This is a genomic window from Pseudomonas sp. M47T1 (genome assembly GCF_000263855.1).
In the GTDB taxonomy this organism is placed as follows: domain Bacteria; phylum Pseudomonadota; class Gammaproteobacteria; order Pseudomonadales; family Pseudomonadaceae; genus Aquipseudomonas.
In genome coordinates this window covers 36,309-56,441 of the sequence record NZ_AJWX01000028.1, presented here as the reverse complement: position 1 = coordinate 56,441, position 20,133 = coordinate 36,309, and the positions used below count along the sequence as shown (strand labels likewise).

At 64.3% G+C, this 20,133-nt stretch carries 18 protein-coding genes; 13 read left to right on the top strand and 5 right to left on the bottom strand.

The genetic code is table 11. From position 1 onward, the window contains the following. Positions 1 to 205 precede the first annotated feature (205 nt). Positions 206 to 1,462, top strand: coding sequence for a gallate dioxygenase (locus PMM47T1_RS23485; protein ID WP_008373766.1), 1,257 nt, complete (start codon positions 206 to 208; stop codon positions 1,460 to 1,462). On the opposite strand, the gene PMM47T1_RS23480 is transcribed toward PMM47T1_RS23485, so the two are convergent. Next, positions 1,438 to 2,649: a LysR family transcriptional regulator gene (locus PMM47T1_RS23480; protein WP_008373764.1), complete on the bottom strand. Its 1,212-nt coding sequence runs from the start codon at positions 2,647 to 2,649 to the stop codon at positions 1,438 to 1,440. The two genes, PMM47T1_RS23485 and PMM47T1_RS23480, sit on opposite strands and share 25 nt — an antisense overlap. A gap of 108 nt (positions 2,650 to 2,757) precedes the next feature. Here PMM47T1_RS23480 and galB point away from each other — a divergent pair, with 108 nt between their 5' ends. The 11 genes from galB to PMM47T1_RS23425 all read left to right on the top strand — a co-directional run bounded on the left by galB (position 2,758) and on the right by PMM47T1_RS23425 (position 12,899). Further along, a complete protein-coding gene (gene galB / locus PMM47T1_RS23475; RefSeq protein ID WP_008373761.1) occupies positions 2,758 to 3,498 on the top strand; it encodes a 4-oxalmesaconate hydratase in 741 nt (246 codons plus the stop codon). Continuing rightward, on the top strand, positions 3,495 to 4,208 hold the full coding sequence (locus tag PMM47T1_RS23470) for a 4-carboxy-4-hydroxy-2-oxoadipate aldolase/oxaloacetate decarboxylase (RefSeq protein WP_008373759.1): 714 nt from the start codon (positions 3,495 to 3,497) through the stop codon (positions 4,206 to 4,208). Before galB ends, PMM47T1_RS23470 begins: the two co-directional genes overlap by 4 nt. Before the next feature lie 3 nt (positions 4,209 to 4,211). After that, positions 4,212 to 5,270, top strand: coding sequence for a 4-oxalomesaconate tautomerase (locus PMM47T1_RS23465; RefSeq protein WP_008373757.1), 1,059 nt, complete (start codon positions 4,212 to 4,214; stop codon positions 5,268 to 5,270). Between the two features lie 218 nt (positions 5,271 to 5,488). After that, on the top strand, positions 5,489 to 7,144 hold the full coding sequence (locus tag PMM47T1_RS23460; RefSeq protein ID WP_008373755.1) for an MFS transporter: 1,656 nt from the start codon (positions 5,489 to 5,491) through the stop codon (positions 7,142 to 7,144). Further along, positions 7,141 to 8,301: an HlyD family secretion protein gene (locus tag PMM47T1_RS23455; protein ID WP_008373753.1), complete on the top strand. Its 1,161-nt coding sequence runs from the start codon at positions 7,141 to 7,143 to the stop codon at positions 8,299 to 8,301. Before PMM47T1_RS23460 ends, PMM47T1_RS23455 begins: the two co-directional genes overlap by 4 nt. A gap of 383 nt (positions 8,302 to 8,684) precedes the next feature. Continuing rightward, positions 8,685 to 8,882: a cytochrome oxidase putative small subunit CydP gene (gene cydP, locus PMM47T1_RS23450; protein WP_043301459.1), complete on the top strand. Its 198-nt coding sequence runs from the start codon at positions 8,685 to 8,687 to the stop codon at positions 8,880 to 8,882. Beyond that, positions 8,879 to 10,468 (top strand): cytochrome ubiquinol oxidase subunit I, encoded by a 1,590-nt coding sequence (locus tag PMM47T1_RS23445; protein ID WP_008373749.1) that lies wholly within the window; start codon positions 8,879 to 8,881, stop codon positions 10,466 to 10,468. The genes cydP and PMM47T1_RS23445 overlap by 4 nt, the downstream gene beginning before the upstream one ends. After that, a complete protein-coding gene (gene cydB, locus PMM47T1_RS23440; RefSeq protein ID WP_008373747.1) occupies positions 10,468 to 11,610 on the top strand; it encodes a cytochrome d ubiquinol oxidase subunit II in 1,143 nt (380 codons plus the stop codon). Before PMM47T1_RS23445 ends, cydB begins: the two co-directional genes overlap by 1 nt. Before the next feature lie 12 nt (positions 11,611 to 11,622). Then, on the top strand, positions 11,623 to 11,739 hold the full coding sequence (gene cydX, locus PMM47T1_RS29275) for a cytochrome bd-I oxidase subunit CydX (RefSeq protein ID WP_008373744.1): 117 nt from the start codon (positions 11,623 to 11,625) through the stop codon (positions 11,737 to 11,739). Continuing rightward, the gene (locus tag PMM47T1_RS23430; protein WP_008373743.1) at positions 11,729 to 12,013 is read left to right on the top strand and encodes a cyd operon YbgE family protein; all 285 of its coding nucleotides are present in this window, start codon (positions 11,729 to 11,731) and stop codon (positions 12,011 to 12,013) included. The genes cydX and PMM47T1_RS23430 overlap by 11 nt, the downstream gene beginning before the upstream one ends. A gap of 175 nt (positions 12,014 to 12,188) precedes the next feature. Next, positions 12,189 to 12,899 carry a FadR/GntR family transcriptional regulator gene (locus PMM47T1_RS23425; protein WP_008373742.1) on the top strand — a complete coding sequence of 237 codons (711 nt, stop codon included), beginning with the start codon at positions 12,189 to 12,191 and terminating at the stop codon, positions 12,897 to 12,899. A 42-nt stretch (positions 12,900 to 12,941) separates the two neighbouring features. On the opposite strand, the gene mgtA is transcribed toward PMM47T1_RS23425, so the two are convergent. After that, positions 12,942 to 15,653 (bottom strand): magnesium-translocating P-type ATPase, encoded by a 2,712-nt coding sequence (mgtA, locus tag PMM47T1_RS23420; protein ID WP_008373739.1) that lies wholly within the window; start codon positions 15,651 to 15,653, stop codon positions 12,942 to 12,944. 421 nt (positions 15,654 to 16,074) lie between these two features. After that, the gene (lysA, locus tag PMM47T1_RS23415) at positions 16,075 to 17,301 is read right to left on the bottom strand and encodes a diaminopimelate decarboxylase (RefSeq protein WP_008373737.1); all 1,227 of its coding nucleotides are present in this window, start codon (positions 17,299 to 17,301) and stop codon (positions 16,075 to 16,077) included. A gap of 126 nt (positions 17,302 to 17,427) precedes the next feature. Between lysA and PMM47T1_RS23410 the strand changes: the two genes are divergently transcribed. Next, positions 17,428 to 18,330 carry a LysR family transcriptional regulator gene (locus PMM47T1_RS23410; protein ID WP_008373736.1) on the top strand — a complete coding sequence of 301 codons (903 nt, stop codon included), beginning with the start codon at positions 17,428 to 17,430 and terminating at the stop codon, positions 18,328 to 18,330. A gap of 127 nt (positions 18,331 to 18,457) precedes the next feature. On the opposite strand, the gene PMM47T1_RS23405 is transcribed toward PMM47T1_RS23410, so the two are convergent. Both PMM47T1_RS23405 and PMM47T1_RS23400 read right to left on the bottom strand, forming a co-directional pair. Then, a complete protein-coding gene (locus tag PMM47T1_RS23405) occupies positions 18,458 to 19,153 on the bottom strand; it encodes a GntR family transcriptional regulator (RefSeq protein WP_008373735.1) in 696 nt (231 codons plus the stop codon). 119 nt (positions 19,154 to 19,272) lie between these two features. Next, positions 19,273 to 20,094, bottom strand: coding sequence for an aldo/keto reductase (locus tag PMM47T1_RS23400; protein ID WP_008373734.1), 822 nt, complete (start codon positions 20,092 to 20,094; stop codon positions 19,273 to 19,275). Between the last annotated feature and the right edge of the window lie 39 nt (positions 20,095 to 20,133).

Here is a 20,133-nt window from a genome sequence, read left to right as displayed (position 1 = left end):
CCTCGGCAGCGGCTACAGCGTGGTTCATGGCCGCTAGGCTAAGCCCATGGCAAGCCGCGTACCAGAGCCTTTGCGTTAATAGTGACCATGCGCCAGGGCGATAAACAAAAACGACCCCTTTATAACCATTACACAGACGACGTTGCAGCACGCCTGCGCTAGCCTGCCTCATCAGAAAAAATCACTTCAGCTAGCAGAGGTTTGCATGGCGCGCATCATTGGCGGTCTCGCCGTTTCCCATACGCCTACCATCGGCTTCGCCGTGGACAACAACAAGCAGCAGGAAGCCGCCTGGGCGCCTATCTTCAAGGACTTCGAGCCGATCAAGGCCTGGCTCGAAGAGAACCAGCCCGATGTGCTGTTCTACATCTTCAACGACCATGTGACATCGTTCTTTTTCGACCACTACTCAGCCTTCTGTCTGGGCGTGGACGAGCAGTACGCCGTGGCCGACGAGGGTGGTGGTGCGCGCGCCATCCCGCCTATCGGCGGCCACGCCGAGCTGTCGCGGCACATCGGCCGTAGCCTGATGGCCGATGAGTTCGACATGGCCTTCTTCCGCGACAAGCCAGTGGACCACGGGCTGTTTTCACCCATGTCGGCACTGATGCCGTTCGACACCGAGTGGCCGGTGAAAGTGGTGCCGCTGCACGTGGGCGTGCTGCAATTTCCGATCCCCAGCGCCGCGCGCTGCTACAAGCTGGGCCAGGCCCTGCGCCGCGCCATCGAAAGCTTCCCCGAGGACCTCAAGGTTGCCGTGGTGGCCACTGGCGGCGTGTCTCACCAGGTGCATGGCGAGCGCTGTGGCTTCAACAACCCGGAGTGGGACGCGCAATTTCTCGACCTGCTGGTCAATGACCCGCAGCGCCTCACCGAAATCACCCTGGCCGAATACGCCGAGCTGGGTGGCATGGAAGGGTCGGAAGTCATCACGTGGCTGATCATGCGCGGCGCGCTGTCGTCCAACGTGGTCAAGCGTCACCAGGGTTACTACCTGCCGTCCATGACCGGCATCGCTACCCTGTTGCTGGAAAACCAGGCCCGCGAGGTGCCGGTGGACGTACTGGCGCGTCACCGCGAGCACATGGACCACCAGCTCAAGGGCGTGGAAAACCTGCCTGGCACCTATCCGTTCACCCTGGAGCGCAGCCACAAGGGTTATCGCCTGAACCGCTTCCTTCACCAGATGATTGTGCCAGCCTGGCGCGAGCGCTTCCTTGCCGAGCCCGAAGCACTGTTCGACGAGGCGCAGTTGAGCGGCGAAGAACGCGACCTGGTGCGCCGTCGTGACTGGCTGGGTCTGCTGCAATACGGCGTGATTTTCTTCCTGCTGGAAAAGCTGGGCGCGGTGACTGGAGTTTCCAACCTGCACATCTACGCAGCCTTTCGCGGCCTGAGCCTGGAAGAGTTCCAGAAAACCCGCAACCAGCAGGTGATCTACTCGGTGGCCGGCAAGCGTTGAGCCACGGCGGCGCGAATCTGCTCCATCAACGCCTGGGCCGCCGGCGCATGCAGACCGGCGCTGCGGTAAGTAAGGCCGATGGGGCGCTCGGTCAGCGGCAGCGGCAGGTTCAGCGGTTGCAATTCGCCGCTGTCGATTTCATGGCCCAGCTGGTGGGCCGACACCGCGGCGATCATGTCTGAGCCCAGCAGCAGGCCACGGATAATCGCCAGGTCCGCACTTTCCACCACCGGCAATGGCGCATCCATGCCCCAGGCGGCGAATTGGCCGTTGAGCAAGCCGCGGGCCGGGCTGCCGGCGCGTGGCAGCACCCAACGCATGCTTTGCAGCTCTGCCGGGCTGAGTGGCTGGCCTTGCAAGGGGTGGTCACGCCGCGCCAGCAGCACCATGGCTTCGGTCAACAGCGCCTCGCCGTGCAGGTCGCTGGCAAAGTCGGCCGGGCGCAAGGCGCCGAACACAAAATCCACGTCACCGGCGCGCAGCTCCGACGCCAGCAACTCGAACGGGCTTTCATTGGTGGCCACGCGCACGTTTGGGTGGGCGCCGGTCAGCGCGACAATGGCCGCCGGCAGCACGCGGTTGCGACCCAGGGGCAGGGCGCCTACGTTGACCGTGCCTTGCAGTGAGCCACGCAGGGCGGCCAGGTCGGCGTCGATGTGGCGCAGCTCGTTCAGCGCCCGGCGTAACGGTGCGAGGATTTCGCTGGCCGCGCGGGTAGGTTGCAAGCCCCGCGACGAGCGCTCGAACAGCAGGCAGCCGCTGCCGCCTTCCAGCACCTTCAGCGCCGCGCTGACCGCCGGCTGGGTCAGCCCGTAGAGGCTGGCCACGGTCTGCATGTGGCGGGTCTGGCACAGGGCGATGAACAGCTCCAGGCGCCGAGCATTCAGCAAGTACAACGGTTCGGCGGCATGGCCGGCGACGTTGCCCAGCAGCGCCGGTACGCTCTCGAGTTCCGCCAGGCTGCGCCGCGCCCGGGCCAGCACGCGCTTGCCCTGGTCGGTGAGCAGCATGCCGCTGGCGTGGCGCTCGAACAGCGGCACGTCCAGGCGCACTTCCAGGTCGCGAATGGCCCGCGTCACCACCGATTGGGCGCGGTACATCAAGGTGGAGGCGCGGGAAATGCTGCCATGCTCAGCCACCCGTACAAAGGCGCGGATCTGTAGCAGGTTAGGCAGTTCAGCGAGCATGGCAGGCTCCCCCGATAAATAAAAAGTATACCTAGCCTAACTGAATGCATTATTCCCCGCCAAGGCTGCATGACAGGATGAAGCCATTGCACACCACAGGAGTCGATCATGTCTGCCAACCCTTCCAAGACCGCCCTGGTGGTCAGCGCCCACTCCGCCGACTTCGTCTGGCGCGCCGGCGGTGCCATCGCCCTGCACGCCAAGCAAGGTTATGCCGTGCACATTGTCTGCCTGTCCTTTGGCGAGCGCGGTGAATCGGCGAAAATGTGGCGCAAGGGGCCGGGCATGACCGAGGACATCGTCAAGGCCGGCCGCCGCGAAGAAGCCCAGGCCGCCGCCGACGTGCTGGGCGCCACCGTCGAATTCTTCGACATCGGTGACTACCCGATGCGCGCCGACACCGACACCCTGTTCCGCCTGGCCGACGTATTCCGCCGGGTGCAACCAGAGTTTGTGCTCAGCCACTCGCTCAAGGATCCGTACAACTACGACCACCCGCTGGCCACGCACCTGGCCCAGGAGGCGCGCATCATTGCCCAGGCCGAAGGCTACAAGCCGGGCGAGAAGATCGTTGGCGCACCCCCGGTGTACAGCTTCGAACCGCACCAGCCCGAGCAGTGCGAATGGAAGCCGGACGTGCTGCTGGACATCACCGAGGTGTGGGACAAGAAATACGCCGCCATCCAGTGCATGGCCGGCCAGGAACACCTGTGGGAGTACTACACCCGCGTGGCCTTGCAGCGCGGCGTGCAGGCCAAGCGCAACATCGGTATCACGGCAAAGAAAGACATCATCTACGCCGAGGGTTACCAAAGCATCTTCCCCCGCGTAACGGAGAATCTGGGATGAGCCTCGTCGGAAAAACCGGAGTCGTGGTGCGCAACATCCAGCGTGCCGACAGTGCGCTGATCGAGGAGCTGCGCCAATACGGCGTGGCCACCGTGCACGAAGCCCAGGGCCGCAAGGGGTTGCTGGCACCGTTCATTCGGCCCATCCAGCAAGGCGTGGCCATCAGCGGCTCCGCCGTGACCGTCCTGGTGGCCCCTGGCGACAACTGGATGTTTCACGTGGCCGTGGAGCAGTGCAAGCCTGGTGACATCCTGGTGGTGGCGCCCAGTTCGCCGTGCACCGATGGCTACTTTGGCGACCTGCTGGCCACCTCGCTGAAGGCCCGTGGCGTGCGCGGCCTGGTGCTGGAAGCCGGTGTGCGTGACACCCATACCCTGCGCGAAATGGGCTTCCACGTGTGGTCCAAGGCCGTGCATGCCCAGGGCACCATCAAGCAAACCCTGGGCTCGGTGAATATCCCGGTGGTGTGCGCCGGGCAACTGGTGAACCCCGGCGACGTGGTGGTAGCCGACGATGACGGGGTGGTAGTGGTGCGTCGCGACGAGTTGCCCGCCGTGGTCGAGGCCGCCCGCAAGCGTGCCGACCTGGAAGAGGCCAAGCGCCTGCGCATGGCCAGCGGCGAGCTGGGCCTGGACATCTACAACATGCGCCCACGCCTGGCCGAAAAGGGCCTGCGCTACGTGGACGATGCCAGCGAACTGGAGGACTGACCCATGGCCCAGCGGCGTATTCCCTGCCTGATGATGCGTGGCGGCACCTCCAAGGGAGCCTACTTCCTGGCCAGCGACCTGCCTGCCGACCCCGAAGCCCGCGACCGCCTGTTGCTGGCGGCCATGGGCTCGCCCGATGCCCGGCAGATCGACGGCATTGGCGGCGGCGATTCACTGACCAGCAAGGTGGCGATCATCAAGCCGTCGACGCGACCCGGCGTGGACGTAGACTACCTGTTTGCCCAGGTGGTGGTGGATGAGCCGCGGGTGGATTTCGGCCAGAATTGCGGCAACATCCTCGCCGGGGTCGGTCCCTTTGCCCTGGAGCGAGGGCTGATACAGGCTACCGGTGACCTCACCGCCGTGCGCATCTACATGGAAAACACCGGCCAGACCGCCACCGCCCAGGTACAGACCCCAGGCGGGGAAGTGGCCTACACTGGCGACACTTGCATCGACGGCGTGCCGGGCAGTTCGGCGGCGGTGGTCATCGAGTTCGATGACATCGCCGGGTCCAGCTGCGGGGCGTTGTTTCCCACGGGCAACGTCGTCGATGAATACGATGGCGTGGCCGTGACCTGCATCGACAACGGCATGCCGGTGGTGCTGATCCGCGCCGCCGACCTGGGCCGCACGGGTTATGAAAGCCGCGCCGACCTGGACGCCGATGGGGAACTCAAGGCGCGCCTGGAGTCGATCCGCCTGCAAGCGGGGCCGGCCATGAACCTGGGCGACGTCAGTGCCCGCACGGTGCCGAAAATGTGCCTGGTGGCCGCGCCGCAACAGGGTGGGGCCATCAGCAGTCGCAGCTTTATCCCGCACAAATGCCACGCCTCCATCGGCGTGTTCGGCGCGGTCAGCGTGGCCACGGCGTGCCTCTATCCCGGCTCGGTGGCCAGCGACCTTGGCGTGGTGCCTGAAGGCGCCCACAAGCGCCTGGCCGTGGAGCACCCCACGGGCGAATTCACCGTGGCCGTGCACAACGACAACGGCAAGGTCGTCAGCTGCGGCCTGGTGCGCACCGCGCGGCTGTTGTTCGACGGCAAGGTCTGCATCGGATGAACCGCTGACGCCGTGTAATTGCCGCTGCCGCCAGGCTGCGCTGGCCCTGTGCCTCGCCGAGTATCTACAGTGCACAGCCGGCCAGCGCAGCCTTCGGCAGCGGCTACAGAGGCTGCGGGGCGGCCGAAGGCGACATTCGCGAACTGGCGCAAGCCGTTGCAGTCAGATTTACTGGTACCCTCATAGGGTCAACGTTTTTCTGACTCCAACAGGTGCCAATGGACCAGTACACCCCCCACCAATGGCTGCCCCACGAGAAGCCGAGCCTGCCCGGTTCGCCCTCGACGCCCTTGCATTCCAATGCCAAGCGCCTGGCGTTCGCCGTGGTCGGGCTGTTGGTGGCGATCACCGGTGGCCTGGGCAATGCACTGGTCACCGCCAACCTGCAGTTTCTGCAGGGCGCGCTGGGCGCCACCCAGGCGGAAATGGCGTGGCTGCCTGCCGCCTACGTCATGACCAACATTTCCATGAACCTGGTGCTGGTGAAATTTCGCCAACAGTTTGGCCTGCGCGCCTTCACCGAAGTGTTCCTGGTGCTGTATGCGCTGGTGACCTTCGCCCACCTGTTCGTCAACGACCTCAACTCGGCCGTCGCCGTGCGGGCGGCCCACGGCATGGTAGGGGCAGCGCTGAGTTCACTGGGGTTGTACTACATGATCCAGGCGTTCCCGGCCAAGTGGCGGCTGAAAGCGTTGGTGCTGGGCCTGGGCACCTCGCAACTGGCGCTGCCACTGGCGCGGGTGTTTTCCGAAGACCTGCTGCAAATTGCCGAGTGGCGCGGGCTGTACCTGTTCGAACTGGGCCTGGCACTGACGGCGCTGGGCTGCGTGTTCATGCTCAAGTTGCCGCCCGGTGACCGTTTCAAGACGTTCGAGCCGCTGGACTTCCTCACCTTCGCCATCCTTGCCGGCGGCTTTGCGCTGCTGTGCGCGGTGCTGTCCCTGGGGCGCATCGACTGGTGGCTGTCGGCGCCGTGGATCGGCGTGGCGCTGGCCGCGGCCATCGCCTTGATCATGCTGGGCCTGGCCATCGAGCACAACCGCAGCAACCCGATGCTGATGACTCGCTGGCTGGGCAGCGGCGTGGCCATTCGCCTGGCCTTGAGCGTGATCCTCATCCGCATGGTCACCTCGGAGCAGTCCACCGGGGCGGTAGGCTTCCTGCAAGCCCTGAACATGAGCCAGGAACAGATGCGCAGCCTGTACTTCGTGATGCTGGCGGGGGCCGTTGCGGGCCTGGCGGTCAGCGCGTGGACCATTCGCCCGGAACACCTGTTCATGCCGCTGATCGTGTCCCTGGCGCTGATGGCCACGGGTTCCTACATGGACTCGTTTTCCAATAACCTTACGCGCCCCTGGAACATGTATTTCAGTCAGTTTCTGCTGGCCTTCGGCGGTGCCTTTTTCGTCGGCCCCACCATGGCCCTGGGCACCCGCAACGTGGTCACCAACCCGCGCAACCTGATCAGTTTCTCGGTGCTCTTCGGTATCTGCAATAACCTGGGCAGCCTGATCGGCGCGGCCTTGCTGGGCACCTATCAGATTGTGCGGGAAAAATTCCACTCCAGCGTCATCGTCGAGCAGTTGACCCTGCTCGACCCCCGCGTGGTAGCCCGCGTGCAGAGCAGCGCCGCCAGCTATGCTTCGACCGTGGCCGACCCCTCGCTGCGCACCAGCCTGGGCTATCGCGCGCTGTCCACCGTGGCCACGCGCGAAGCCAACATACTGGCCTACAACGATGTGTTCATGTTCATCAGCGTGGTCGCGGTATTGACCATGACCTGGATATTCATCCGCAGCCTGTGGCTGCTCACCACCACCCAGGCGGCGCCACCACCGCCTTCTGTGCCTGCCAGCGGCGTTTCCTCTTCATGACCGAACCCACCACCACGACCACCAACGCCATTGCCTCCACCCCCGAAGGCGTCGCGCCTGCCGCCACGGCGCCACGTTCATTGCGGGTGAGGGTTATTTCCTCACTGATGTTCGCCAGCATCGCCGTCGTCGGCGTGCTGATTGTGCTGTACGCCTGGGAGTTGCCGCCCTTCAGCAGCAAGGTCGAAAGCACTGAGGACGCCTTGGTGCGCGGCCAGACCACCATCATTGGCCCGCAGCTGAGCGGCTACGTGTTCGAAGTGCCGGTGCAGGACTTCCAGTTCGTAAAGGCCGGCGACCTGCTGGTGCGCCTGGACGACCGCATCTACAAACAGAAAGTCGACCAGTCCCTGGCCCAGTTGGATCAGGCCAAGGCCAGCCTGGCCAACAACCTGCAACAGCGGCGCAGCGCCGAAGCCACCATCGCCCAGCGCCAGGCCGCCATCGGCGACAGCGACGCCCAGGCACAGAAAAGCGCCGCCGACCTGCGCCGCAACCAGGAGCTGATCAGCGACGGCTCAGTGTCCAAAAGCCAACTGGACGTGGCCCGCGCCGCCAACGCCGCGGCCATCGCCAGCCTGGCCCAGGCCAAGGCCGCGCTGGAAATCTCGAAACAGGACCTGCAGACCGTCATCGTCAACCGTGCGTCCCTGGAGGCCGCCGTCAGTAATGACGAAGCCGCCGTCGAGCTGGCCCGCATCGACTATTCCAACACCCGCATCACCGCCCCCCGTGACGGCCAGCTGGGGCAGATCAGCGTGCGCCTGGGCGCCTACGTCAACTCCGGCGCGCAGCTGATGGCGCTGGTGCCCGACACCCTGTGGCTCATCGCCAATATGAAGGAAACGCAGATGGCCAACGTGCGCGTGGGCCAGCCCGCCACCTTCACCGTCGACGCCCTCAACCACCTGCGCCTGCGCGGCCACGTGCAACGCATCTCGCCGGCCACCGGCTCGGAGTTCAGCCTGCTGCAGGCCGACAACGCCACCGGCAACTTCGTCAAGATCGCCCAGCGCATCCCGGTGCGCATCACCGTGGACAAGGATCAGCCGCAAGCCCAACGCCTGCGGCCGGGGATGTCGGTGGTGGTGAGTATTGATACCGGCTACGTGGTTGAGGATGAGCGGGGGGCATCCCAGAAGGGGGACGAGGATTGAGCGCGGCGTGCGTAGCAGCGAACATAGGCCGTGTCATTGGCGATGCATAATTTCCTGACATACCGCGTCGCCCACGCTGCCTGTTGCCTGCCTGGTTCACGACGGTGACGAGTGGGTAGCCGGTGCCACCGGCCGCACCGAGTGTTGACGTTTGTTCGTCAATGACCTGTGGGTGGCGGAGCCGCCGCGCTGTCGCGGCCTGGCGACGCAGATTCTGGCGGACCTCGAGCAGGCCGCGAGATGCCCAGCGCTTGCAGCAGTATTACTTGGATAGCCGTGCTGTGGCGCTTTGCCACACAGTGATGGCTATTTGAAATTGATCTGGGTCAACAAGTCCCCGCAGGCCCCCGACAAGAATGGCGCACCTCCACCGAGTAGCCGCCATGTCCGCTCATTTCGACTTTCTGAAAAAGCCTCTGGCCAAGGATATCGCCGTGGTCCTGGTGCTCAAGCTGGTGCTATTGGTGGGGATCCGCCTGGTCTGGTTCGGGCCGGCGGCAGGCGTCACGGACGACGCCACGACTATCAGCCGACACTTGTTCGGCACCCCCTCCGCCTCCCTTCAGAAGAGTCCGAAATGATTTCCGAATCAGTCGTCGACCTATCCCGGCTGCAGTTCGCAATGACCGCGCTGTATCACTTCCTGTTCATTCCACTGACCCTGGGCATGACCTTCCTGCTGGCCATCATGGAGTCCGTCTACGTGATGACGGGCAAGCAGGTGTACAAGGACATGACCCGTTTCTGGGGCAAGCTGTTCGGCATCAACTTCGCCCTGGGGGTTACCACCGGGCTCACCATGGAGTTTCAGTTCGGCACCAACTGGTCCTATTACAGCCACTACGTGGGTGACATTTTCGGTGCGCCGCTGGCCATTGAAGGCATGATGGCGTTCTTCCTTGAATCGACCTTCATCGGCCTGTTCTTCTTTGGCTGGGAGCGCCTGTCGCGGGTTCAGCATCTGGGCGTGACCTGGTTGGTGGCCTTGGGTTCGAACCTTTCGGCGCTGTGGATTCTGATCGCCAACGGCTGGATGCAGAACCCGGTGGGTGCCGAGTTCAACTTCACCACCATGCGCATGGAGCTGACCAGCTTCAGCCAGTTGCTGCTCAACCCCGTGGCCCAGGTCAAGTTCGTGCATACCGTGGCCTCGGGCTATGTGACCGGGGCGATTTTCGTGCTGGCCATTTCCAGCTGGTACCTGCTCAAGGGCCGCGACGTCGGCTTTGCCCGGCGTTCGTTCGCTATTGCGGCAGCCTTCGGCCTGGCGTCGATTCTGTCGGTGATCGTGCTGGGCGACGAGTCTGGCTACGAGATCGGTGATGTGCAGAAGACCAAGCTGGCGGCCATCGAAGCCGAGTGGGACACCGAGCCGGCACCGGCGGCGTTCACCCTGTTCGGCCTGCCCAACCAGGCGGAGCAGCGCACCGACTATGCGGTGAAGATCCCCTACGTGATGGGCATCATCGCCACGCGCTCGGTGGACACCCAGGTCACCGGCATCAAGGATTTGGTCACCGAACACCAGGCGCGTATCCGCAATGGCATGCTGGCTTACGAGCTGCTTGGCCGTTTGCGCGGTGGAGATCACAGCGCGCAGACGGTCAGCGATTTCAACGCCGTGAAGAAAGACCTGGGCTATGGCTTGCTGCTGAAGAAATACACCGAGAAGGTGGTGGACGCCAGCGACGCACAGGTCAAGCAGGCGGCGCTGGACTCGATACCCGGCGTAGCCTCGATTTTCTGGACCTTCCGGCTGATGGTGGTCAGTGGCTTGCTGATGTTGGCGCTGTTGGTGTGCGCCTTCTGGGCCTCCGCTCGCAAGAGTGAAACCGACAAGCGCTGGCTGCTGCGCTGGGCGCTGTTGAGCCTGCCGTTGCCGTGGGTGGCCACCCAGACCGGCTGGTACGTGGCCGAGCATGGTCGCCAGCCCTGGTCCATCGGTGAGGTGCTGCCGGTGCATCTATCGGCGTCGAGCCTGTCGTCGGCGGATGTCTGGGCTTCGCTGCTGGCGCTGGTGGCGTTCTACAGCGTGCTGCTGGTGATCGAGATGTACCTGATGATCAAGTTTGCCCGCCTGGGCCCCAGCAGCCTGCACACCGGCCGCTATCACTTCGAGCGCGACCCTGCCGTTGCCTCTTCGCCTGTGCTGCAAGGAGCCCACTGATGTTCGATTATGAAAACCTCAAGCTGATCTGGTGGGTGTTAGTGGGGGTGCTGCTAATTGCCTTTGCCCTGACTGACGGCTTCGACCTGGGCGCCGCCGCACTGATGCCGTTCGTGGGCCGTACCGACAATGAGCGGCGGGTGGTGATCAATACCATCGCGCCGCATTGGGACGGCAACCAGGTGTGGCTGATCACCGCCGGTGGCGCCCTGTTCGCCGCCTGGCCGCTGGTGTACTCGGCGGCGTTCTCGGGGTTGTACTGGGCGTTGCTGCTGGTGTTGTTCGCGCTGTTCGTGCGCCCGGTTGGCTTCGACTACCGCAGCAAACTGGACAACACCCGCTGGCGGCAGAGTTGGGACTGGGCGCTGTTCGTGGGTGCGCTGGTGCCGTCGCTGGTGTTTGGCGTGGCCTTCGGCAACCTGCTGCTGGGCTTGCCGTTCCAGTTCGATGACAGCCTGCGCAGCAGTTACCACGGCTCGTTCTGGCAACTGCTCAGCCCCTTCGGCCTGCTGGCCGGGGTGGTCAGCCTGAGCATGCTGACCCTGCATGGCGGCACCTGGTTGATGATGCGCACCGAAGGCGCCATGGCCCGGCGCGCAAGTCTGGCGTCGCAGGTGCTGGCCTTCGTCTACCTGCTGGCGTTCCTGGCCGCCGGTGTGTGGCTGGCGTTGGGCAACATCCACGGGCTGGTGATCAGTTCGGCGGTGGACACTAACGCTGCGCTCAACCCGCTGGCCAAGACGGTGGTGGCAGGCAACCCGGGCTGGATGGGCAATTACGTGCAGCACCCGCTCAGCGCCATCGCGCCGTTGCTGGGCGTGTTTGGCGGCCTGCTGGCGCTGCTGGCCGCCTTGGGTCACAAAGCCAGGCTGGCCTTCCTGGGCAGCAGCCTGGCGATTGTCGGCACCCTGTGCACCGCCGGTTTTGCGTTGTTCCCCTTCGTCATGCCGTCCAGCCTGGACCCGGCGTCGAGCCTGACCGTGTGGGACGCGGTGTCCAGCCATACCACGCTGATGATCATGCTGGCGGCGGCGGCGATTTTTGTGCCGTTGATCCTCTGCTACACATTGTGGTGCTACGCCAAGATGTGGGGCAAGGTCACCACCGCGCACATCGACAGCAACCCCCATGGTCTTTATTGAGGAGTGACGCACATGTGGTATTTCGCCTGGATTCTGGGTGTGTTGCTGGCCTGTGGCTTCGGCATCATCAACGCCCTGTGGCTGGAGGCCAGCGGCGTGCTGGACGAGGACGGCGCCGATGCACGCTGAAGCCCTGGGCCTGCTGCGCCGGCCCCTCAGCCGCGGGTTGTCGTTACTGATGGTGATGCCGCTGAGCCTGATTTTGCTGGTGCACCCGGTGCTGCTGCTCGACGGTCGCGGGCAGTACAGCCATGGCGTGCTGGTGATGATCATGTGGGGCATTGCGGCCGGTTACGTGCATGGCGTGGGGTTCGACCCGCAGGCGTGGGCGTGGCGGGTGGTGTTCCACCCGCTGGTGGGGTGGGGGTTGATGGGCCTGGGTTATGCAAGCCTTATCCACTGAGCCCTTGGACACCGTCAGGCTGGGAAAGGTCTGCAGCGTCTTCGGCGGTGCCATATCGATCGCGGGCCCGCTGTGCGCGCCTTCGCAGCCTGGCGGCAGCTACGGGAGGGGCGAGGTGATGTGGGGGGCTTGGTGGTAAGCTGGGCGATAATCTCCTTCAGCGGAACCTGTTGGCATGCACGACGAACACCATGCACCCACCCGCAAGCGCGCCACCAGCCTGGCCCATGAGCTGGTGGAAACGCTGCGCCAGCAGATTCTGCTGGGGCAGTTTCGCCCCGGCGACAAGCTGCCGTCCGAACCGACCATCGTGCGTGAGCATGGGGTCAGCCGCACGGTGGTGCGCGAGGCCATTTCTAAACTGCAAGCCTCGGGGCTGGTGGAAACCCGTCATGGCATCGGCACCTTCGTGCTGGAGCGCGAATCGCAACTGGGCTTGCGCCTGACCCTGGACACCGCTGCCAGCGTGCGCGGCATTCTCGAGTTGCGCCTGGGCCTGGAAGTGCAGGCCGTGGCCCTGGCAGCGCTGCGCCGCAGTGACGATCAACTGCAACGCATGCGCCACGCGCTGGATGATTACCAGGCGTCCCTGGCCAGCAACGACAGCTGCGTGGAAGAGGACAAGCGCTTCCACCAGTTGATTGCCGAGGCCACGGGCAACACGTACTTCACCGAGATCATGCAGCACCTCGGCGACTCGATGATCCCCCGTACGCGGGTCAAGGCCGAAGAGCGCGGCGACGCCGACTTCGCCCGCCTGGGCTACCTGGCGAGCCTTGAGCACGAGGCCATTTTCAATGCTATTCGCAAGCAGGACCCGGACGCTGCGCGGGCGGCCATGGTGCTGCACCTCACCAACAGCCGTGACCGCTTTTCGGGCAATTGAGCCAGCACCTGCCGCTGCCTGGCGGCAGCGGCCACAAGGAGCTTATTGCCAGCCGAAGCGGCGGATGTAGAAGCGCTTCATGGCCTGGGTCAGCGCCACGTAGGCGATCAGAATCACCGGCAAAAACGCAAAGTACAGCGGCGGCAGCGCCTGCAGTTTGAAGTAGTGCGCCAACGGGCCCATGGGCAGGAAGATGCCGATGGCCATGATCACCCCGGTCATCACCATCAGTGGCATGGCCGCGCGGCTTTGCAGGAATGGCACTTTCGGGGTGCGGATCATGTGCACCACCAGGGTCTGGGTCAGCAGCCCGACAATGAACCAGCCGGACTGGAACAGGGTCTGGTGCTCAGGCGAATTGGCCCCGAACACGTACCACATCAACGCAAAGGTGGTGATGTCGAACACCGAGCTGATCGGCCCGAAGAACAGCATGAAGCGTCCTACCTCGGCCGGCTGCCAGCGCTGGGGTTTCATCAGCATCTCTTCGTCGACGTTGTCGAACGGCACGGCGATCTGCGAAATGTCGTACAGCAGGTTCTGCACCAGCAGGTGCATCGGCAGCATGGGCAGGAACGGGATGAACGCACTGGCCACCAACACCGAGAACACATTGCCGAAGTTGGAGCTGGCGGTCATCTTGATGTACTTGAGCATGTTGGCGAAGGTGCGACGGCCTTCCAGCACGCCTTCCTCCAGCACCATCAGGCTTTTTTCCAGCAGGATGATGTCGGCCGCTTCCTTGGCGATGTCCACGGCGCTGTCCACCGAAATGCCGATGTCGGCGGTGCGCAGGGCTGGGGCATCGTTGATGCCGTCGCCCATGAACCCGACCACGTGGCCGTTGGCCTTGAGCAGGCGCACGATGCGTTCCTTGTGCGCAGGCGTCAGCTTGGCGAACACATTGGTGGTTTCCACGGCCACGGCCAATTGGGCGTCGGTCATGTCCTCGAGGTCGTTGCCCATCAGCAGGCCTTGCTGGGCCAGGCCCACTTCACGGCAAATCTTCGCGGTGACCAGTTCGTTGTCGCCGGTCAGCACTTTCACCGCCACGCCATGGGCAGCCAGGGCCTTGAGGGCTGGCGCGGTGCTTTCCTTGGGCGGGTCGAGGAAGGCGACATAGCCGATCAGGGTCAGCTCGCGCTCATCACTGATGCCATAGTTTTCCTGGGTGGGCGGGCGCTCGCTGGCAGCTACGGCCACCACGCGCAGGCCTTCGGCGTTGAGCTCGGCCGTCACCTGGCGGATGCGCGCAAGCAGGGTGTTGTCCAGCGGTTCCACCTGGTCGCCGTGGCGCACTTGATGGCACACCGACAGAATCTCTTCCACCGCGCCCTTGCAGATCAGCACGTGATGCTGGTCATGCTCGGCCACCACCACTGACATGCGCCGGCGGTTGAAGTCGAACGGAATCTCGTCGACCTTGTGGAACGCGGTGGCTACCTGCAGGTCACGCTGCACGTCCACGTGCTCCAGCACGGCCACGTCCAGCAGGTTTTTCAGGCCCGTCTGGTAGTAGCTGTTGAGGTAGGCCATCTCCAGCACTTCATCGGACTCCTGGCCCCACACGTCCACGTGGCGGGCAAGGAAGATCTTGTCCTGGGTCAGGGTGCCGGTCTTGTCGGTGCACAGCACGTCCATGGCGCCGAAGTTCTGGATGGCGTCCAGGCGCTTGACGATGACCTTCTTGCGCGACAGGAACACCGCCCCCTTTGCCAGGGTGGAAGTGACAATCATCGGCAGCATTTCCGGGGTCAGGCCCACGGCGATGGACAGGGCGAACAACACCGCTTCCATCCAGTCACCCTTGGTGAACCCGTTGATGAACAGCACCAGTGGCGCCATCACCAGCATAAAGCGGATCAGCAGCCAGCTGATTTTGTTGACGCCGGTCTGGAACGCCGTGGGCGCCCGGTCGCTGGCGCTGACGCGTTGGGCCAGGGCGCCGAAATAAGTACCGTTACCGGTGGCGATCACCACCGCACTGGCCGCGCCAGACACCACGTTGGTGCCCATGAACAGGATGTTGTCCAGCTCCAGCGGGTTGCGCGTGGACGGGTCGCGCAGCTGCACGAACTTCTCTACCGGCATGGATTCGCCGGTCATGGCTGCCTGGCTGACGAACAGGTCCTTGGCGGTGAGCAGGCGGCAGTCGGCGGGGATCATGTCGCCGGCGCTGAAAATTACCACGTCGCCTGGCACCAGGTGCTTGATCGGCAACTCCACGCGCAGGTGCCCGTCGGCATTGCGGCGGCGCACGGTGGCGGTGTTGCTGACCATGGCCTTCAGGGCGTCGGCGGCCTTGTTCGAGCGTGCTTCCTGCCAGAATCGCAGCAGGGTGGACAGCACCACCATGGAGCCGATCACCAGGGCGGCCTTCATGTCTTCGGTGACGAAAGAGACGAACGCCAGCAGGGTCAGTAGCAGGTTGAAGGGGTTCTTGTAGCACTGCCACAGGTGCACGTACCAGGGTAGCGGTTGCTCGTGTTCAACTTCGTTAAGGCCGACGCGGGCGCAGATGTCCTGGGCCTGGGCTTCGCGCAGGCCATCGGTGTGGCTGTCCAGGCGTTGCAGCAGGGCCTGGCTGTCACCGCCCGCGGCGGCCACCAGGGTTTGCGCCAGGGTGGGCGGTATTTCCCGGCTGACATTGCTGTCATTCAGGCTTTCGAACAAGGCCAGGCGGCGGAAATGCCGGGCGATGTGACGGGTACGCAGGAAACCCGCGAAGAATTCTTTTAGCAGGGTGAAGTTCATGGCGCTGCTTTCCCCAGTTGGCAGTGGGGAGACCAATCGCGCAGGCACGGGCGCTGTCTTGAGCTGCAACAGTGCAGGCCAAGGCAGGTGAGTCATCAGAGAAGGGAAATATCGCCGTCTCTCGCGTCGGGGCGAGAGCACGGCAGGAAAGCTGCGCGTTATCTCGCCGAGAATATGCCGGTATCGATGACCGGCCGACTACTGTCGCTCGAACAAGTGCCCACGTGGGGTCTCCGCGGTGATTGAAAACGCGCGCAGCATACGCGTGGGGTTGGCGACGGACAATAGGCAGCGGGCTATCATGATGGAAGTTTCATTTTCGCCTATGGCAGCGGGCTCTGCCCGCGAAAAGCACACCGCGTAATGACAGACGCACCGCGTTGTTCGCTTCGCGGGCAGAGCCCGCTGCCACCGTTGGATATCAGGCGTTGAGTTCGAGGGCGAAGAGCTCTTGCAGGGTCTGGCGGCGGCGGATCAGCTTGACCTGGTCGCCATCCAGCAGCACTTCCGGAATCAGCGGCCGGCTGTTGTAGTTCGACGACATCGACGCACCGTAGGCACCGGTGGTGTGAATCACCAGCAGGTCGCCGACTTGGGCGCTCGGCAACAAGCGCGGGGCTACCAGGCCGCCTTCGTGCTGGGTGAACACATCACCGGATTCGCACAGCGGGCCCGCCACCACGCTAGGTTGCAGCTCACCGGTACGTGGCTGGCCGTCGTGGTCCAGCAGGGTGAAACCGTGGTAGCTGCCGTACATGGACGGGCGCATCAGGTCGTTGAAACCGGCGTCCACCAGCACGAAATGCTGGCTGCCCATGTCCTTCACCGCGCGTACTTCGGTCACCAGGCAGCCGGACTCGGCCACCAGGAAACGCCCCGGTTCGATTTCCAGGCGCACCGGGTGGCCCAAGTGATCCTGCACGCGCTGACGGGCGCTGTTCCAGATGGCCGCGTAGCGTTCGGTGTCCACCGGCTGCTGGTCATCTTTGTAGGGCACCGACAGGCCGCCGCCGGCGGAAATGGCTTCCAGGTCGTGGCCCATGCCGATCACGGCGTCGGCCATGGCCGTGCACACTTCTTCCAGGTGGGCGTAGTCCACGCCCGAGCCGATGTGCATGTGCAGGCCCACCAGTTGCAGGTCGTACTGGCGCACCACGGCCAGCGCCTCGTCCAACTGGCTGTGCCAGATGCCGTGCTTGCTGTTCTCGCCACCGGTGTTGGTCTTCTGGCTATGGCCGTGACCGAAGCCGGGGTTCAGGCGAATCCATACGCGGTGGCCGGGGTGCTGCTGGCCCAGTTGGCGCAGCATGTCGATGGAGCCGCAGTTCACTTCCACGTCCAGTTCGATAATGCGCGCCAGGGTAGGGCGGTCCAGCAGGTCACAGGTGAACACCACGCCGGCTGGCTCGCCCTGGGGGCTGAAACCGGCCAGCAGTGCGCGCTCGATTTCGCCCACCGACACCGCGTCCACCTGTACGCCCTGTTCGCGCATCAGCGTGAGGATGTGCACGTTGGAACAGGCTTTCTGGGCGAAGCGAATCACGTCAAAGCCCTGCAACTGGCTGATGCGCTGGCGAATGATCGCTGCGTCGTAGGTCCAGAAAGGCGTGGCGTGTTGCTGAACGAGGGGCAGGAAACGATCGAACATGGTCGAGTGGCCGTGGCGGGGGATAGGCGACCATGATGCGCATTTAAAGCTATTCAATAAAATATCTGTTTTTTCATGGTTGATTCAGTTCTGATATGGACTGGTGGATTGAATCGAGTGCAGCCCATGGACATTTCCCTGCGTCATATCGAAGTCTTTCGCGCGGTGATGAACGCCGGCAGCGTGACCGGTGCAGCGCAATTGCTGTTCAGCTCCCAGCCCACGGTCAGCCGTGAACTGGCCCGGCTGGAAAGCCTGCTGGGCATGGCCCTGTTCGTGCGCGAGCGTGGCCGCCTGACGCCCACGGCCCAGGGCCTGATGCTGTTCGAGGAAGTGCAGCGGGCCTATGTGGGCCTGGAACAGATTGCCAGCGTGGCCGAGTCCATCCGCCGCTTCGACCAAGGCCAATTGAACATCACCTGCCTGCCGATGTTCGCCCAAGTGCTGCTGCCAGCAGCGTGCCTGGCATTCAATCGCGAGTTCCCGGGCGTGGCAGTGAGCATCACGGCGCAGGAATCGCCCGCGCTGGAAGAGTCCCTGAGCGGCCAGCGCTACGACCTGGGTCTGATCGAAAGCCGCCACCCGCCACGGGGCACCCAAGGGTTCGAATTGTTCTGCGCCGATATGGTGGCGGTGCTGCCGGCGGGCCACCGGCTGGCGGCGAAGGCACGCCTGGCGCTGGAGGATTTCGACGGCCTGGCGTTCATCAACCTGTCGGGCCTGGACCTGTACCGCAAGATGCTCGACGAGCAATTTCGCCGCGCCAACGTCCAGCGCCTGGCCGTAATCGAGACCAGCACCGCCGCCTCGGTGTGCGCCATGGTCCGTCAGGGCCTGGGGGTGGCCATCGTCAACCCGCTTACCGCGCTGGACGAATCCACCCGCGGCCTGGTGCTGCGGCCCCTGGCGGTGGCGGCGCCGTTCAGTGTCAGCCTGATCCAGCCGCAGTACCGGCCGGCGTCGGTGCTGGTGGCGGCGTTTACCGAGTGCTTGAAAACCGAAGCCGCGCGGCTCGGCAAAGCCCTGTAGCCCAAGCCGTATTCTGTGGGAACGGGCTCTGCAGTGTATCAGGCAGCGCGCGGTGCTGTTTTCGCGGGTAGAACCCGCACCCACAAAGGCAGTTGCTTCCCACCATCAAGACCGTTGCAACAGGCGATCAGAGATCAGCCAACGCCTCGCGCAAATTCACCTCGGGCGCGCTCTGCTCGTGCAGGTCGAGCTGGCCTTCCAGGTCTACCAGGTGATGCAGCATGGCGTGGATGGCGCTTTCGCTGCTGCCCGACTGCAGGGCATCGAGGATGGCCTGGTGGTCGTCGCAGCGGCAAGAGGGGGTGTCCAGGCGCTGATACAGCGAGACGATCAGCGAGCTGCGCACGATCAGGTTACCGAGGATTTCACGCAGCAAACGATTGCCACACAGGTCGGCCAGCATCAGGTGGAATTCGCTGCGCACCCGCACCGTTTCACGCCGGTCGCCGCTGGCCGAGGCCTGGCGCTCGGCGTCCATTTGCTCGGCAATGACCTGGGCATTGGCCGCCAGGGCTTCGGGGGTGATGGCTTCGACCACCGCGCGCTCGATGGCCCGCCGGGCGCCGAACACGTCGCGTGCTTCCTGGGCCGTGGGCTGGGAGACGATGGCGCCGCGGTTGGTCTCGATGGTGACGATGTGCTGCATGGCCAGCCGTTGCAAGGCGACCTGCACATGGTTGCGGTTGGCCTGCAGGGTGTCGACGATCTGTGCTTCTACCAACCGCGTGCCAGGGCGCAGGCGCTGCTGGGCGATGGCGCGCGACAGCACGTCGACGATGCGGGTGACTTCCAGCTGTTTGGCGGTGACGGTGACAGAAACCATATTTCCTCGAACGTGTGCCCATGCAGAGCCGGAAACTGGATGCAATGGGCGCGCATTATCCGCCGCGGGCCCGGCTTTGAAAAGGGAGCCAGGGCTACGCGGGGGATGAAATGCACCCCTCAAACCATTGCAAGATGCTGCTTGCGCCGTGGTGGCGGGCAGGCCTGGTCCAGTTGCGCCAGGTCTGCCTCGTCCAGCTGCAGGGTGGCGGCAGCGGCATTCTGACGCACGTGGTCGCGGTGCACGGCCTTGGGAATGGCGATGACCCCGTCCTGGCGCAGTACCCAGGCCAGGCACGCCTGCGCCGAGGTCACGCCGTGCTTGTCGGCAATGGCCTGCAAGGCGCTATGGCGCAGCAGCTTGCCGCCCTGGGCGATCGGGCAGTAGGCCATGGTCGGCAAACCACGGGCCTGGCTCCAGGGCAGCAGGTCGAATTCAATGCCGCGGGCCTCGGGGTTGTACAGCACCTGATTGGTGGCGCAGCGTGGGTGGTTCAGTTCTTCCAGGTCGTCGACATCGAAATTGGACACGCCCCAGCGGCCTATCTTGCCTTGCTCGCGCAAACGCTCGAAGGCTTCGACGGTTTCGGCCAGGGGGTACTGCCCGCGCCAGTGCAACAGGTACAGGTCGATATGTTCGGTGCCCAGGCGCTTCAGGCTGCGCTCGCAAGCGGCCGCCACGCCGCTGCGGCTGGCGTTGTGCGGGTATACCTTGCTGACCAGGAATACCTGGTCACGCAGGCCGGCGATGGCCTGGCCCACCACCTGTTCGGCGCCGCCTTCGCCGTACATTTCGGCAGTGTCGATCAGGTTCATGCCCAGCTCGATGCCCAGTTGCAGCGCGGCTACCTCGTCACGCCGGGCGCTGGGGTCTTCGCCCATGCGCCAGGTGCCCTGGCCGATGATGGATACGGGGGTGTCTGCAAGTCGATGATGGCGCATGGCTACTCCGTCAAGGGTGGATGGCTTATAGTCTGACCT

Bases quoted from the DNA above. Each gene is read 5' to 3' on its own strand.
- PMM47T1_RS23485 (WP_008373766.1), top strand. From the start codon at position 206: ATGGCGCGCATCATTGGCGGTCTCGCCGTTTCCCATACGCCTACCATC.
- PMM47T1_RS23480 (WP_008373764.1), bottom strand. From the start codon at position 2,649: ATGCTCGCTGAACTGCCTAACCTGCTACAGATCCGCGCCTTTGTACGG.
- galB (WP_008373761.1), top strand. From the start codon at position 2,758: ATGTCTGCCAACCCTTCCAAGACCGCCCTGGTGGTCAGCGCCCACTCC.
- PMM47T1_RS23470 (WP_008373759.1), top strand. From the start codon at position 3,495: ATGAGCCTCGTCGGAAAAACCGGAGTCGTGGTGCGCAACATCCAGCGT.
- PMM47T1_RS23465 (WP_008373757.1), top strand. From the start codon at position 4,212: ATGGCCCAGCGGCGTATTCCCTGCCTGATGATGCGTGGCGGCACCTCC.
- PMM47T1_RS23460 (WP_008373755.1), top strand. From the start codon at position 5,489: ATGGACCAGTACACCCCCCACCAATGGCTGCCCCACGAGAAGCCGAGC.
- PMM47T1_RS23455 (WP_008373753.1), top strand. From the start codon at position 7,141: ATGACCGAACCCACCACCACGACCACCAACGCCATTGCCTCCACCCCC.
- cydP (WP_043301459.1), top strand. From the start codon at position 8,685: ATGTCCGCTCATTTCGACTTTCTGAAAAAGCCTCTGGCCAAGGATATC.
- PMM47T1_RS23445 (WP_008373749.1), top strand. From the start codon at position 8,879: ATGATTTCCGAATCAGTCGTCGACCTATCCCGGCTGCAGTTCGCAATG.
- cydB (WP_008373747.1), top strand. From the start codon at position 10,468: ATGTTCGATTATGAAAACCTCAAGCTGATCTGGTGGGTGTTAGTGGGG.
- cydX (WP_008373744.1), top strand. From the start codon at position 11,623: ATGTGGTATTTCGCCTGGATTCTGGGTGTGTTGCTGGCCTGTGGCTTC.
- PMM47T1_RS23430 (WP_008373743.1), top strand. From the start codon at position 11,729: ATGCACGCTGAAGCCCTGGGCCTGCTGCGCCGGCCCCTCAGCCGCGGG.
- PMM47T1_RS23425 (WP_008373742.1), top strand. From the start codon at position 12,189: ATGCACGACGAACACCATGCACCCACCCGCAAGCGCGCCACCAGCCTG.
- mgtA (WP_008373739.1), bottom strand. From the start codon at position 15,653: ATGAACTTCACCCTGCTAAAAGAATTCTTCGCGGGTTTCCTGCGTACC.
- lysA (WP_008373737.1), bottom strand. From the start codon at position 17,301: ATGTTCGATCGTTTCCTGCCCCTCGTTCAGCAACACGCCACGCCTTTC.
- PMM47T1_RS23410 (WP_008373736.1), top strand. From the start codon at position 17,428: ATGGACATTTCCCTGCGTCATATCGAAGTCTTTCGCGCGGTGATGAAC.
- PMM47T1_RS23405 (WP_008373735.1), bottom strand. From the start codon at position 19,153: ATGGTTTCTGTCACCGTCACCGCCAAACAGCTGGAAGTCACCCGCATC.
- PMM47T1_RS23400 (WP_008373734.1), bottom strand. From the start codon at position 20,094: ATGCGCCATCATCGACTTGCAGACACCCCCGTATCCATCATCGGCCAG.